The organism is Acetobacter malorum (genome assembly GCF_001580615.1).
Classification (GTDB): Bacteria; Pseudomonadota; Alphaproteobacteria; order Acetobacterales; family Acetobacteraceae; genus Acetobacter; species Acetobacter malorum.
In genome coordinates, this window is the sequence record NZ_LHZC01000056.1 from 132606 (window position 1) to 147291 (window position 14686).

The 14686-nt window shown below is 53.2% G+C and carries 10 protein-coding genes; 3 read left to right on the plus strand and 7 right to left on the minus strand.

Annotation, left to right across the window (positions count from 1 at the left end; translation table 11 throughout):
- Positions 1-18: 18 nt before the first annotated feature.
- Positions 19-1485 (minus strand): NAD(P)-binding domain-containing protein, encoded by a 1467-nt coding sequence (locus AD930_RS14800; protein WP_061506843.1) that lies wholly within the window; start codon positions 1483-1485, stop codon positions 19-21.
- Positions 1482-2489, minus strand: a complete 1008-nt coding sequence (locus AD930_RS14805) for a LysR family transcriptional regulator (RefSeq protein WP_061506844.1) — start codon at positions 2487-2489, stop codon at positions 1482-1484. Before AD930_RS14805 ends, AD930_RS14800 begins: the two co-directional genes overlap by 4 nt.
- A gap of 130 nt (positions 2490-2619) precedes the next feature.
- Here AD930_RS14805 and AD930_RS18365 point away from each other — a divergent pair, with 130 nt between their 5' ends.
- From AD930_RS18365 to AD930_RS14820, 3 genes are all read left to right on the plus strand, one after another.
- Complete coding sequence (locus AD930_RS18365) at positions 2620-3741, plus strand: peroxidase-related enzyme (protein WP_244150613.1); 1122 nt, start codon at positions 2620-2622, stop codon at positions 3739-3741.
- A 41-nt stretch (positions 3742-3782) separates the two neighbouring features.
- Positions 3783-5075, plus strand: coding sequence for an MFS transporter (locus AD930_RS14815; protein WP_082781942.1), 1293 nt, complete (start codon positions 3783-3785; stop codon positions 5073-5075).
- 148 nt (positions 5076-5223) lie between these two features.
- Positions 5224-7683 carry a TonB-dependent receptor plug domain-containing protein gene (locus tag AD930_RS14820; protein ID WP_061506846.1) on the plus strand — a complete coding sequence of 820 codons (2460 nt, stop codon included), beginning with the start codon at positions 5224-5226 and terminating at the stop codon, positions 7681-7683.
- Between the two features lie 263 nt (positions 7684-7946).
- On the opposite strand, the gene AD930_RS14825 is transcribed toward AD930_RS14820, so the two are convergent.
- The 5 genes from AD930_RS14825 to AD930_RS14845 form a co-directional block, all read right to left on the minus strand.
- Positions 7947-9425: an efflux transporter outer membrane subunit gene (locus tag AD930_RS14825; protein ID WP_341843840.1), complete on the minus strand. Its 1479-nt coding sequence runs from the start codon at positions 9423-9425 to the stop codon at positions 7947-7949.
- Positions 9391-12429 carry an efflux RND transporter permease subunit gene (locus AD930_RS14830; protein WP_082781918.1) on the minus strand — a complete coding sequence of 1013 codons (3039 nt, stop codon included), beginning with the start codon at positions 12427-12429 and terminating at the stop codon, positions 9391-9393. The genes AD930_RS14825 and AD930_RS14830 overlap by 35 nt, the downstream gene beginning before the upstream one ends.
- Complete coding sequence (locus AD930_RS14835) at positions 12429-13421, minus strand: efflux RND transporter periplasmic adaptor subunit (RefSeq protein WP_244150615.1); 993 nt, start codon at positions 13419-13421, stop codon at positions 12429-12431. The genes AD930_RS14830 and AD930_RS14835 overlap by 1 nt, the downstream gene beginning before the upstream one ends.
- 135 nt (positions 13422-13556) lie before the next feature.
- Complete coding sequence (locus AD930_RS14840; RefSeq protein WP_061506848.1) at positions 13557-13874, minus strand: DMT family transporter; 318 nt, start codon at positions 13872-13874, stop codon at positions 13557-13559.
- Between the two features lies 1 nt (position 13875).
- On the minus strand, positions 13876-14451 hold the full coding sequence (locus tag AD930_RS14845) for a TetR/AcrR family transcriptional regulator (protein ID WP_061506849.1): 576 nt from the start codon (positions 14449-14451) through the stop codon (positions 13876-13878).
- Positions 14452-14686: the final 235 nt, after the last annotated feature.

The following is a 14686-nucleotide window of genomic DNA, read 5'->3' on the forward strand; positions in this document are numbered from 1 at the left end:
CCGTCCAAACGCGGCACCTCAGAACCCAATATCCTGCCACTCGTCTCCCTGCAATTCTGGCGTGTTGAATTGCTCCAGATTGCGATAATGTATAGCACGGTCTTCAACAAACAGACTACTGACAATGCCTTTGGCTAACCTGTCTGCACCGTCGCTGATAGCCGGAATATCCCCACTGACCTTTCCATGAGAAAGTGTTGCCGGGAAGCAGAAACAGTGAATTTTTTCCAGTGCCGGGCAAACAACGCCTTCTTTCGGCTGGAACTCAAAAGCTGGCCCTAGATCCGGTGAAAATTCCAGTTCAGGGTTCAGGGAGCCTGAAGGATTATCTTCCGGTGCCGGCGTAAAGCGATCTTTCCAGAAGCGAATGCTTGGTGCGATTGATTTCAGTTCCGGCCTTTGCCCAATATCAACAGCAAAGCCTGTCGCAGCAATAATGAAATCTGTTTCAAACACACCGCGCGGCGTTGTTACGCGCAGATGATCACCTTCCACCGCAACCGCATCTACCGGGCAGCCGAGATGGAAAAAGGCATTAGGATGCTTCGAAACACGGAGCGTGCTGGGTCGTGGCGGCGGTGTTTGTGCCGCAAGGGTATAATCCAGAAAACGCCATTTCCACGCATCAGGCAACGCCTGAAAACCGTGAACAACCCCCTGACTTCCAATGCCCGTAAACTTGTTGATCCGCGGGATATCCTTCCGGCGTATTAGCATATCCACACGGCTGGCTCCGGCCTCAAGGGCGGCGGCTGCATTATCCATTGCAGAGGCCCCGGCCCCGATAACAGTCACCCTGCGCCCTCGCAGTGCTTCAAAATTAATCGTATCTTCCGAGTGCGCACGCAACTCCGGCGGCAAGGCTTTAAAAATTTCCGGCATATAGCCGCCACCCAGACCATCGCGCCCTGTTGCCAGTACGAGGTGCCGCGCCAGAACGCTCTCCTCCCGCCCCTGCTGGCGCACGAGAAGGTCCAGAAGACCATCGCCCCGATAACGAATATCGAGAAGCTCTGTCTCATTTTCTACAGGAAGATCAAGAACTTTCCTAAACCAGCGCAGATACTCCATCCAGGTTTCTCGCGGGATAAATCCCAGTTCCACCCACGCATCCACACCAAAGCGGGATTCATACCATGCGCGGAAGGTCAGCGAGGGCAGACCAAGGCAAGGTCCGGTCAGCGTTTTGGGGGAACGCAGGGTTTCCATGCGGGCGTATGTCACCCATGGCCCTTCACGGCCGGCCGGAGCGCGGTCATACACAACATGGTTTTGCACCCCATAGCGCGTCAGCATGCCGGAGGCTGTCAGCCCTGCCATGCCGCCACCAATAATCACCACATCGCGCACAGTGCGATTGTCGACACACCGTTCCGGCACCCAGGTTTTTGCGGGCAATTCCAGCCAGGAAAGGTCCTGCTTCAGTCGCTCTTCAAGCTTTTCAAGGCCGCCGGGTAATTCATCGGGGGGGGAGGAAAGCGTCATACCTGCCAGTCTCCGGGCAAAGGGGATGAGGAAGGGCCACCCAGACCATGCAGGGCCTCTTCCGTAATTTCAGCACTGACACGCTCATGCAGCACAAAGTCTGGCAACTGTGCGGCGGACGCCTTACGCAAAGCCTCCACCACGGCCTCCAGCCCCGGCGTCAGAGGGCGACCGGAGGCCTTCACAATGCCAAAAAAGAAAGGAATAGCGGTATCCAGCGGCCTGACCACGGTATCCTGCAACAACAGGCCACAGGCTGTAGCAGGCTCCACAATGGCAACTCCCAACTGGGCCCGCACCATCGCCAGAGCCGTCACACTGGTGTTCGTGTCAATAATAGACTTCGGGAAAGTGCCGATTTTTAAAAATGCTTTTTCCACGCGGTTACGTAGGCGATACGGATTGGCAATTGTTATCAATCTGCGGGAAACCAGGTCTGCCAGCCTGACTACCGGGCAAGATACCAGCGGATCAGCCCGATCCAGCACAGCCACACAACGGGACTGCCCTACCCACAGCACATCCAGTTCCGGATGACTAACCGGAAAGCTCGCTGCCCCTAGGTCTGCCCGACGTTCCATAACGGACTGCACAACCTGTTCTGCGCTGACTGATCGCACATGAATTGCATCCGGCAGAAGAGCGGAAGGCAGTTGCGCCAGAGCGTAAGGGATTAACCCAGTCGCCAGCGCGGGAATGGCCGCAATTTCAAAAGACGCTGCCTGATTTTGAGCAATGGCTTCCACACGTTCATGCAGACGTCGGACATTCGCCAGAAGCCTTTCGGCATCCACATGAAACTGCATCCCCTGCTCTGTTGGCACAATGCGGGGGCCATTACGATGAAACAGCGCAAAACCGAGTGACGCTTCCAGATCCTGAATAAGGCGCGTCATGGCGGGCTGCGAGCGATCCAGAAGACGCGCCGCCCCTGTCAGACTGCCTACGGCGACCACCGCGCAGAAGGCTTCAAGCTGCTTGAGATCCGGAAGATCAGTTTTCATGAGTCAGGAGTGTATGCGCGGAGTAAACGAGCAGCAAGAAAGAATTTAGAAAACGAATGATAATCTTCTTGCCATGCGTAATCCGGATCAATATCGTGCGGAATAGAAACGACTATGGACCCCCTTCTGCATGGATATCTCGTCATTCCTGTCTGCCATCGCGGCATCTGCGCGCACCGAGGCTCAAAGAAATGAGCTGACCGAAGTCGTGACGATGCGCTCTGATATTCTGAGCATGAGCGCACAGGCGAATGCTGCGGTCGTTTCTCCACAAAGGCCGGGTCGGCTTACACACTGCATCCGCACGGCGCTTGCAGCCCGCATGGCACGCCAGTCCTGCGCGCCGACGTTGGCCTCTGTCTATCTGGAAGCATTGGAAACGCTTGCGCCACCCCCTTCCCTGACGGCTATGGCCCTCGAAGAACCAGCCCCGGAACAGGACACTTTTCTGGCCGCCCTTACGCAGTATGCAGATCTGGTCACGCTGCACCCAAAAGACGCAAGCCGCGCCGATATTCTGAATCTCCGGAATGCCGGACTCACGGATGCGGAAATTGTACATCTGGCGGAGCTAATTGCCTGCGTGTGCTATCTGGCCCGCATCACCTTGGGCATGCAGGCTATGGCTAGCACTTTGTCCCCTACCGGGACTGCCGAGGCGGAACCTCCCAATGGTTCCGAGAGTGCTGTTTTCACCGCCGAACCACTGGAATGGATTCCCTACCTCCAGCCAGTGCGACTGGAAGACGCGACTGAAGAGCAGCGGGACGCGATGAAAATCACGCCCTCTAATACAAAAATTTCGGACTATGTACTAACTTTGGCGCACGACCCGGAAAGCCTCGCTGTGCGCTCTCCCTTATTCAACGCCATTATGTACGGGCGGGACGGCCTTTCTCGCGCTGGACGAGAAATGGGTGCTCTGGGCTGCTCCATTATCAATCACTGCCTGTATTGCGCCTCAGTCCATGCACGGCGCTTTATCCAGCTGACAAAGAGACCAGAGCTGGTGGAGACCATTTTTACAGAAGGCCCGGAAGCCTGCCTGAATGACGAATACTGGCAGCCGATTTTTGATTTTTCTGTCAAACTGACCCAATCGCCCGGAGCATTTGCGTCATCTGATGTCGCCTTTCTCAGAGACCATGGTCTGTCTGATCTGGAAATTTTCGATTTGATTTACGCCACTGGCATTTTTGGCTGGGCCAACCGCCTTATGCATACGCTGGGTCATTCCATTTTACCCCCCTGAGAATGGCATTTGCCTCAACGGCGTTTTTGAAAGACACCGACATGACGGACAGACCGCACACAGCCCGAACACGCTGGGCCGCCATTATCGGATCAATCGGCGGCAATGCGCTGGAATGGTACGATTTTACCATTTTCTCGTACATGATTCCCATTATCAGCACATTGTTTTTCCCAAAGTCTGCCGGAAGTGTCTCTGCCATTCTCATGTCTACCGCCCTGTTCGGCGTAGGCTTTTTTACCCGCCCTCTAGGTGGCATCTGCCTGGGGTTGTATGCAGACCGCCGGAGCAGGCAGGAAGCAATGACACTCGGTATGGGGCTGATGGCTGTTGCCGTGGCCCTTATTACTTGCGCCCCTACCTATGAACAAGCCGGGGTAACTGGCGCGATCATGATTGCCATCGCGAGACTGTTGCAGGGATTTTCAGTGGGAGGAGAGTTTGCAACATCCACGACATTTCTGGTGGAGATTGCACCTCCTAATCGTAGAGGCTTTTTTGGATCCTGGCAGATTACAGGCCAGATCATTGCGCAGGTTCTTGGCGGTAGCGTTGGTTACCTGATGACAACATGGTGCACACCAGAGCAGGTGCATGCCTGGGCCTGGCGGCTGCCATTTGCTTTCGGCCTTTTCATTATCCCCCTCATCCTGACCATTCGCCTTAAAATGTCTGGCTCGGCAACAGGGAAACGTAAGGTTACGCAAACACCAGGCATGATGAACAGCCTGACAACTCAATGGCGTGAAATTCTGACGGGGATGGGGCTGGTCACTGCCAGCACGGTTTCTTTCTATATTATTTACGGATATGTCGTGACATACGCGACAAAAATTCTGCATCTCTCGCTTACAGGTTCTTACCTTGTCCAGATGTCTGCCGCAGCATCCATGCTCATTGTGGTTCCTTTCAGCGGCTATCTTTCTGATTTTCTGAACAAAAAACTAATTATTTTTGCAAGTCTTGCGACCTATCTGGCTATCCTCTGGCCCCTTTATGCATGGCTTGTGGCCTCCCCTTCCATTACCCGCCTGATTATCATGCAGGTCAGTCTTTCTTTTGTCAGCGGGATGTTTCTCGGATCTTACTGCACGCTCATCACGCAGATTCTCTCTCCTGCATCCCGCACGACCATGCTGGCTATCGTGAATAACATGGTGGTTTTAGTCGTCGGTGGTTTTTCGCAGCTGATTGTCACATGGCTTATCAGCATCAGCGGAAAAGCCATGGCGCCCGCTATTTTTGTCATGAGCGGTGTTGCAATCGGCCTGATAGCCGCAACCTACCTGCTTTTCAGCTCAATCTCCGAGAAATTTCCTGAAAAGATCAGCTGATACAAAGAGGTTTCTTTCCTCTCTTTATCCACTATATTTTTTAGTTGTATAATTATTTTACTAAATTTAATGAGTTTTTGTTTGTCGTTTTGAAATCATTCCATATAATCGGAAATTATTCGATTCACCCCTTTTTCTGGTATGGCACATGATAAAGAAAAACTTTGCGCTTGGTGTTATTGCCAGTCTGGATCTGGCGGGATCAGCTTACGCTGCGACTGGCAACACAACACAAACACAGACCGCAGAACCAGAATCTGTTCTGGTCTCAGGCGCTGTAACCACTGGTATTGGCGCACTCTCGAACAACACGCGGCGACACAGTACCACGCATGTTGAAGTTGTGACCGCGAAGGAGCTTATGGCCACCGGACAAACCAATGTCATTGCGGCATTGGCACAGATGACCCCCGCCATTAACTCTCCCCCTGCTGGCGGCATTGGTTCAAACAACGTAGCCCGCCTGATGATCCTCCGAAATCTGGGGCCAGATGAAACTCTTGTTCTGGTGAATGGGAAGCGGCGGCATCTGGGCGCAAACTTTAACTTTAACACCGGGCCTGCCACAGGGTCTCAGCCCACAGATATCAGCCTGATTCCCATCAGCGCGATCGACCATGTTGAAGTCATCATGGATGGGGCAACAGCGCTTTATGGGCAGGAAGCCATTGGCGGCGCGGTTAATATCGTTTTGAAATCCACGCCGGGCAAAGGGTCCATCAACCTGCAGGATAGTGGGTATTATGCCGGAGATGGCGTCGGTATTGATGGCTATGGTAATTATAATTTTGCGCTTGGTCACCACGGAGGCTTTCTGGACCTTGCGACGCAGATAACCCATCAGCAGCCAACAAATCGTTCCGGATTAAATACAAGCCAGAAATATTTCAGCTTGCCGGATGGCTCTCTGGACCCTCGCGAGCAGAAAATAGGGAATGACGTCAACCGTATTCAAGGCATTAGTCGTTCTTTGTCTGAACTCTTCAGCGCGAACGGCTCTCTGCCGCTGACCGACAAAATTTCTCTCTACACCACCACGACTTATAGCCACCGGGATGTGGATGCCCCCGGCTTTTTCCGCACAGCCAATAACGATGCAAACGTCCGTGCAATTTTCCCCGACGGGTTTTCTCCCCACCTGACAACGGAAGAAAACGATTTTCAGGTCAATGGCGGTATCCGTGGCCGGGATTTTCATGGCTGGAACTGGGATGCCTATGTGCTGTATGGGCGCGACCAGCTCCGCTACGGCGCCTATGATACCATCAGCCCAACCTATGGCCTGAACAGTCAGACAAAATTTTATAACGGTACCAATATTGCGTCTGACCTGACAGCGGGCTTCAAAATGTCCCGCGATATTCCCTCCGCCATTTTGGCAAAGCCGTTGGGTGTGGAACTCGGCGGCGAATACCGGCACGATACCTTCCAGATGGCTCAGGGTGATACGCAATCCTGGGGGAATGGCGGGGTTGCTATTCTGGACGGCCCTAACGCAGGCAAGGCTGCGGCTCCCGGTGCCTCTGCCTATTCCGGCACCCCTCCTTCCGCAGCAGGAAACCATTACCGTGATATTTTTGATGGTCACGTCAACCTGGATCTGTGGGCCACAAAAAAATGGGAATGGACTCTAGGCGGGCATGCCACCAACTATTCTGATACGATTACAACGTTCACAGGCTCTATCGGAACGCGCTACAATTTCAACAAACGCTGGGCCATTCGCGCCAATATCAATACCGGATATCGGCCGCCCACTCTGGCTGGGCTGTATTACAGCACCGTTTTCTCCACCCCAGGGTATCAGTCTGCCTATGCGTCTTCGACCAGCCAGATTGCCCGTCTTTTGGGGGCAGAGGGCCGTAAGGGTGAATATTCGCGGAGTTACAGCGTAGGAATAGATGCAACCCCGGTTGATAATTTCCATATTACGGCCAATCTCTACCGCATTGGTATTAATGACCGTCTGGAAAGCACGTCCAACTTTGGGGGAGCGTCTATTGAAGGACTGCTGCAAAGTGCCGGCATCTCCGGCGTTCGTTATGTGCAATATTACACTAATCCCGTTGATACTGTGACCAATGGTGGAGATGTTAACGCAACCTATCTGTTGAACTTGCCCCAGGGCCATAGCTTGCAGTTTGGTGTTAACGTTAATATCGCTGATACGCAGATTTCCCGTTACCGTAAGACACCAGAAATTCTGGCCGCATACGGGCAGGACTATTACAATAAATTTTCTCAGAACGATCTTCTGCATACGTCTCCCAAAAACCGGGAAACACTTTCTCTGGTCTGGCACAAGGGGCGTTATACGCTAAGCATCCAGGAGCAGCGTTATGGCAGTGTGACGTTTATCGTCAGCCCGTCACAACCATCTTCCACCTGGACCAAGGTCCGTCCGCAATGGAATACCGATGTTAACCTAGATGTTGGCATTACAGAACGTGCGCATGTTTCTGTGGGCGCCAATAACCTGTTTAACAAATATCCTACACAGGTAAGCCGCGCTGCGGCAGCACCAACTGGTTCTTACCGATACGCCACATATTCTCCTTCCGGATTTATGGGGGGCTACTATTACGTGCGTGGGTCCTTTAATTTCTAATGTGTGTCATCAGCTCCTATCAGTAATTAAAGCTGCGCAGACCTTTGATGCGGTCTGTTAGTTGTTGGAGAAAACACCATCAAGATAACAAATGCCGGGCGATCACCACAAAAAGGCGGTCGTCCGGTATCTCCCCCTTCCCGCTATGGTAAATTACCCCAGCAGACCTAAAAAAATGATGAAACCTGGCTTAATTGCATTCTGTCTTTAGGCAGCAAATGATCCAATCGTAGAACTGCCATTAGCTCCTTTGCCTGCATGCCCTAATCCCCTACGGCTGTTTTGAGGTCGACAACATTGGTCAGCAGCTCTGCATGTGTCCGGGCCAGATTTGCTGCGCTCTCATTTTCAGAGAGAGAGGCAGTCAGCAGCTCTTTTTGTGAAATATCACCATGCTGGTAACGTTTCTGAAGAATAGCCATGCGTGTTTTTTCACGATCAAAAAGAGAAAACTGTCTCTGATACTGTGATCTAAATACGTTTCCCCGAGATAAAAGATTTTCAATTTCAACCCACGCATTCAAAACAACGCTTTGATACGACAGGCCTGCACTCCGTTGCTCAGAATGGCGGAGTTCAAGCTGGCGAGACAGTCGCCCCCCATTAAAAATCGGGAGTGAAAGCGTGGGGCCAAAAGAGGTATTGCGTGCATTCCACCCCAGTTCAGCAACAGTCAGGGCATCAAGGCTAATCTGCCCGGTTAAAGTAATCTGTGGGTAGAAATCAGCCTGTGCCATGCCAATCGTCGCTGTAGCAGCATGCAGACGGGCTTCTGCTGCCCGAATATCCGGGCGCTTTCTGGCCATATCCGATGGAATGCCAGTAGAAACCTCTGGAATTTTTACATCAAGAAGGCTTGCGGGCTTCGCCAGTTCGGGCATTTCTGCATCAGGCCGCCCTGCGGCAAGCACCGCCAGAGCCCGATGCAGGGCGGCCTGCTGCGCGGCAAGCTCCTCTTTTTCACCGAGACCCGTCTGGTAGAGACTTTGCTGCTTTTCCAGATCAACACTCGCAAGAAGACCGCGTGCCTGAACCGCCTCCGCTATGGCGAGAAGTTGCTTCGCACGGTCCAGCGCTTTGTCTGCTCTGTTCAGGCGATCTGAAACCCACAGCCATTGGAAATAGGTTCTTGCCAGTTCAGCCTGTGTCGAAAGATGCATGGCCTCCATATCGGCCCGCACAGCAGAGAGTTCTGCCTTTGCCGCTTCCTGCAGACGGCGCTGCCGGCCCCAAAGATCAAGCTCCCATGACGCAACTGCACCGATACTGTAATTTGTATAAGAGACCCCCTCAGGTTCATGTAACCCCGCTTCTGGAGAAAGACCCAGAAGAGGCTGCAAAACCTGCCCTACCCCCGCTGTTCCAAGACGCTCATGCGTGTAGGACGCCTGTCCATTCAGGGATGGCAGGCTTTCAGCCGATGCAGCGCGCCGTTGTATTCTGGCAGATCTGATCCGTTCGCGGGCCAGCGCCATATCAAGATTTCCGTTTTCCGCGCGCCGCATGAGGCTATTCAGCACGGGATGGTTGAAAGCAGCCCACCATGGCGCAGAGGATGGCTGCGGCGCAGCTGTCGTCACAGCATTTTGCCAATGATCCGGCAGAGGTGGTTTGGGGCGCACAAAATCTGGCCCCATGGTGCATCCCGCCACCGCGAACAACGCAGGAAACAGGAGGATGCAAATTCTGCAAGAAGGAAAGCGCTTTTCAGACATGAGCAGATACGCCCTGCACCGGCACATTACGGTCAAACAAAACAGCGTAAAACGCGGGGACAGCGATCAGTGTCAGCACTGTTCCACCAACAAGACCGCCAATCATGACAATAGCCATTGGTCCCCAGAACACATTGAAGCTCAGGGGAATAAACGCCAGAACAGCAGCCACAGCCGTCAGGCAGACAGGACGTGTGCGTGTTAAGGTCGCATCAATAATAGCGTCATGCAGGGACATATTATTGCTATGATTGAACTGGATCTGGTCAACCAGCAGGATTGTATTGCGCATAATCATGCCAGCGAGCGCAATGAGCCCCAGCAACGCCACAAAGCCAAATGGAGCGCCTGTCATCAGCAGGCCACATACCATCCCAATCAGACCAAGGGGAGCTGAAAACAGCACAAGCAGAGAACGGCTGAAGCTTTGCAACTGGATCATCAGAACCAGAAGCATCAGGCCGCCTGTTAGGGGAAGAAACGCGAAAATCGCGCTATCGGCCGTTGAGGAAAGCTCTACGTCTCCCCCCGTTTCAAGTCTGTAGCCTGCCGGGAGTCTCTTACGCAGAGTTTCTATTGCTGGCGTTGCACGCTGCACCACTGTCGCTGGCTGGAGGCCCGTAGCAACGCCTGACTGAACGGTCATGCAAAGTTCACCATTTCTCTGCCAGAGGATCGGAAAGTCCGTCGCTACCCGTACGGTTCCAATCTGACTGAGCGGCACAACTGCGGCTCCCGTTACAATAGGCAGATTTTCCCACAAACCGGGATCAGAACGCACAGCACGGGAGGCGCGTACCAGGACCGGAATGTGATGGTGCCCATCGGGAATATCACCAGCAACCTCTCCGGAAATGGCAGCCTGAAACTGTGCAGCAACGCTGGCGCGGTCTGTCTGAAAATACGCCAGTTTTTCCGGCTCGGCTTCAAAAGTCAGGGTCGGTGTCCGGTTTCCCCAATCTGCCTGCACAGAGACAGTGCCTTCGGTATCCCGCAAAATCGCGTTAACCTCCTGAGCAACTGAGCGCAGCGTTTCGGGGGCCGGGCCTATAATGCGATACTGCACCGGAAAATCCGCAGTTGGCCCCAGAGACAAGCGCTGGACATGCAGGTGAACGCCTACGGGAAGAGACATCGCTTCAATCTGGTGGATGAGATCTTCTCGCGCCGTCAGGTCCTGTGCGACCAGAAGGAGTATGGCGTGCGCAGCACTCGGCGTGGCCGGGGCATAAGGAAGATAAAAGCGCGGGGCGCCATCCCCAATATGCGCTTCCATGTGCCGTAGCGCAGTGCTCCCAGCAAGCCGCTTTTCCAAAATACGAACCGTCCCATCGGTTTCCCCCGGAGCCGTCCCGGGTGGCATCGCCACGTCCACAATGACTTCCGGACGATCCGACTGCGGGAAAAACTGCTGGTCAACAAACACAAATCCAACACACGCCAATATCAGCAGCAGGACAGTGCCCCCTGCTACAGCTTTCTTGTACCGCAGGCTGGTCCCAAGGATGAGGCGCAGCATGGTCGTGACACCATGCTCATAAGAGACCGACCTATGTTTTTTCGGCTCAGGCAGAAGATGAACACCCAGAAAAGGGATGAAGACCACCGCGACAATCCAGCTGAAGAGTAGTGCTGCACCACTGACCCAGAAAATCTCGCCGGCATATTCACCAGTTGTCGACTGAGCCAGACCAACCGGCAGAAAGCTGAGAACCGTCAGAACTGTGCCTGTCAGCATCGGGAAAGCCGTGTGGCTCCACGCGAAGGATGCAGCTTCTTCCCGGCTACGCCCCTGTTCCAGCTGCACTACCATCGCTTCAATACTGATGATGGCATCATCCACCAAAAGCCCGAGCGAGAGGATGAGCGCTCCAAGAGAAATACGGTCCAGCCCGATATGCTCCATACCCATATAGAGACTGACGCCAGCCAGCGTCAGCGGGACGGAACAGGCCACAATAATCCCGGCTTTCCAGCCCAGACTGACAAAAGCCACCAGAAGAACAACACTCAGAGCCACCACAAACTTGATCAGAAACGTATTCACCGCTTCCCGGATCACGCTGCTCTGGTCCTCAACTTGCGTCAGCTTCATACCTGCGGGAAGTTCTGCCGACGCGGCTGCCTTTTGAAGCGCCTTGCCCAACGTAAGCCCATCTGCGCCGTCAGCCATTGCGACCGCAATGACAACCGCGGGCTTCCCGCCATAGCGGATTAGCGAAGGCGCAGGATCTGCGTAGTCACGACTGACCTGCGCAATATCTCTGACGCGCACAGTGCCGGAATGGCCTGCTATCGGCGTATTTTCCACCGATCGGACGCCATCAAGGGCTCCGGAAACATTCAGGGGAACAACGGTCGTAAAATCCACCGCACCACCAGAAGCGAGCCCTGATCGGCTCTGCAACGATCTGGCGATCTGATCGAGACTTATGCCTCTCGCGGCACTCTGTTGCGGATCAATATCGACAGTAATCTGCTGAGGAATTTCACCGCTAATCTGGACTTTACCCACGCCATGAACGGTCTGAAAAATCTTCTTCAAATATTCAGATGTCTTTATAAGTTCAGCGTTTTCTCCACCAGTTAGCGCAAACACGTACCCATAGACATCCGCATAATCATCATTAGCCGCAAGAGCTACTCCGGACGGTAAGCTGGGACCAAGATCAGATAACTTGTTACGGATCTTCTGCCAGATACCCGGAACACGTTCCTTTCTCTCATCGTCCTTGAGAAAAACCTGCGTTACACAAGCTGCCGGAATACAATAGGTGCTGAGAATATCTATGGCTTCAACATCACGCAGGCCCTGTTCAAGCGGCTCGGCAACTTGCCTTTGCATTTGCTGAGCACTTGCCCCCGGCCACTGTACTGAAACGATCATATTTTTGAGGGTAAAAGCCGGGTCTTCTGCGCGGCCAAGATGGAAAAACCCGTATCCCCCGGCAAGAAACAAACAGGCCATCATGAAGCTGACAAGTGCTGGGTACCCGACAGCCCACCGTGAGACGTTGAAACGCTCCATCATCAGCGTTCACTCACCTGACTGACACACTGAACGGCCTGATCCTGATGGAACGACGCATCCCCATTGGTGACAATCCGTTCGCTGGTGGTCAGCCCTTCAACTAATGCATCTGCCCCTCTTAACCCGGCAATCCGTACGCGCCGCAGAACAAGATGGGGCTCCTGCCCTTCTGTCACACCCCAAAGATGTGCATGCGTCTGGTCTTCAGAAACCAAAGCTGTAAGCGGCACCCGCGCCACATGGGACACCTCATGCGGCGCAAGACTAACCGTGACGAGACTGTTGACGGACACGGAAAGCGGATGCTCCAGCCGAAGTTTCACATCCTGCGTCTGACTTGCCTCATCAACAGCGCCAATTTCTCTAATAACGGCGTGAACGGATGGGTCATTCAGGCTAGCAGGTACACTCACCTCAGTCGCGTCCCCAACAGCCCACGATGAGGAGGCAGGAACCTTAAAGTGAGCTTCAGGCACCCCTGCGGCTATCCGAATGATTTCACTCCCGGCCCCCACAAGGCTACCCGGAATGCCCGTGACGCTGATAACCCGACCATCTTCGGGAGCCCGAATTCTGGTTTCAGCAACCTGAATCTGAGTCTGTGCCAAAGCAGCAAGGGCTGATTTGTATTTTCCTTGAGCCAGCCGCCAGGAAGACGCACGCTCCTCGACCGTTCCAGAGGACAGTCCCCCTATCGCGTCCAGTCCTCGACTTCTTTTATAGGTTGCTGCGGCCTGATTAAGTTCGGCGCGGGCAGCATCAATCTCGCCCTGAGCCTGAGCTGCCACCTCCAGCAGAAGTCTGTCTTCAAATACAGCCAGAACATCACCCTGATGAACATATTGGCCGCTGATAACAGAGACTGCTGTAAGGCGCCCGGCCTGCGTTGGAGCAAGAGGAATACTTCTGCTTGCTTCATAATGCCCAACAAAGACTGCCTTCTCTGGAGATGCGTCCTGCACTTTAAGAACCTGCACAGCAGGAAGAGACACATGCTTTACCGGCGACGATGTCGGCTTACAGCCCAAAAGGCATGATGCCGCAAACAAAGGCAGCACCCTTTTCAGGATGTCTGAACAGGTTCGACAAGACATGATGATTTCCGAAAGTAAAGGCAGAATTTATTTTCACTGCGGAGCCGCAATAACCGAAATACCTACCAAAACAAGAAGTATTCCGGCGGCCTGATGCCCATTAAGCTGGTCCCGGAAGTAAATCCACCCTGCAAGATTAGCTAACACAATAGAAAGACCAGCCGAACCTGCATAGACAATGCCCATAGGAACAAGGCGAAGAGACAAAGTAAGAAATATAAAGGATGAGATATAGCCTACTACCATGACGAGTGTGGGAAGAACTCTGGTGAAATCCAGAGCTTCTTTTTGCGCTGCAGTAGCCACAACCTCTGAAAGCACCGTCATGAAGATAAAGAAATATCCTCGCATTTTAGCGCGCTTTCTCCGGAGGCTGCGTTAACTGCGCCATCAGGTTCTGGAGATTGTCCCGGGTGTTCTGGTCCAGAATATCAGCTTCCAGAATATCCCAGAGAGAAAGACCATCAGCAGCCATACAGGCGAGCAACAGCGCTGGCGTCATACCATCAAACAGGCCAACAGACCGGATAACGCTCCAGTAATGCTGTATCCATTCCTGACTGAGCTGTGGGTCAATCAACATAGCCGCCAGCAGATGGCGAATGATGACGGGCGTCTCATGAGTACCAACCTGATTGAGCCCAATATAAGCCCGCGCAGCACGGCCAAACTCGATAGGATCCTTCTGCATCGACGCCAGAATTTCCTGCTTAAACAGATCCATCTCACGCATAAACAGACCGTCAAGCAGGGCTTTTTTGTTTGGAAAATGGTGCAGCAAGCCGCCTTTACTGACGTTTGCCTCTTTTGCCACCAGTTCGAGTGTAAAAGCCTGAATACCATTCGTGACGAGTATCCGCCCTGCTGCATTAAGCAGATCGTTTTTCACTACATCGGGTTTGTTGACGCGCTTTGGTTTCCTGTTCATGAAAACTCACATACCGTCTGGACGGTATGTTTTCAAGGGAAAGAATAAGGACGTGCCGAAATATCTCGCGTCAGACAAAACTGGCACCCTCACCCGTTGCAGAAATCGGGGGAAAGCGCATTCAGGCAGATTTGAATGCGACCTTGGCAGAGATGGGAGCAGTGGCTCATAATGACTGGATATGCCTACACAGAACACGCCCATGAGGCTAGAAATCCTAACTCTGCAATAAATC

What these genes read in the sequence shown, in the direction of transcription:
- AD930_RS14800 (WP_061506843.1), bottom strand. Translation starts at nt 1,485, where the DNA reads ATGACGCTTTCCTCCCCCCCCGATGAATTACCCGGCGGCCTTGAAAAG.
- AD930_RS14805 (WP_061506844.1), bottom strand. Translation starts at nt 2,489, where the DNA reads ATGAAAACTGATCTTCCGGATCTCAAGCAGCTTGAAGCCTTCTGCGCG.
- AD930_RS18365 (WP_244150613.1), top strand. Translation starts at nt 2,620, where the DNA reads ATGGATATCTCGTCATTCCTGTCTGCCATCGCGGCATCTGCGCGCACC.
- AD930_RS14815 (WP_082781942.1), top strand. Translation starts at nt 3,783, where the DNA reads ATGACGGACAGACCGCACACAGCCCGAACACGCTGGGCCGCCATTATC.
- AD930_RS14820 (WP_061506846.1), top strand. Translation starts at nt 5,224, where the DNA reads ATGATAAAGAAAAACTTTGCGCTTGGTGTTATTGCCAGTCTGGATCTG.
- AD930_RS14825 (WP_341843840.1), bottom strand. Translation starts at nt 9,425, where the DNA reads ATGTGCCGGTGCAGGGCGTATCTGCTCATGTCTGAAAAGCGCTTTCCT.
- AD930_RS14830 (WP_082781918.1), bottom strand. Translation starts at nt 12,429, where the DNA reads ATGATGGAGCGTTTCAACGTCTCACGGTGGGCTGTCGGGTACCCAGCA.
- AD930_RS14840 (WP_061506848.1), bottom strand. Translation starts at nt 13,874, where the DNA reads ATGCGAGGATATTTCTTTATCTTCATGACGGTGCTTTCAGAGGTTGTG.
- AD930_RS14845 (WP_061506849.1), bottom strand. Translation starts at nt 14,451, where the DNA reads ATGAACAGGAAACCAAAGCGCGTCAACAAACCCGATGTAGTGAAAAAC.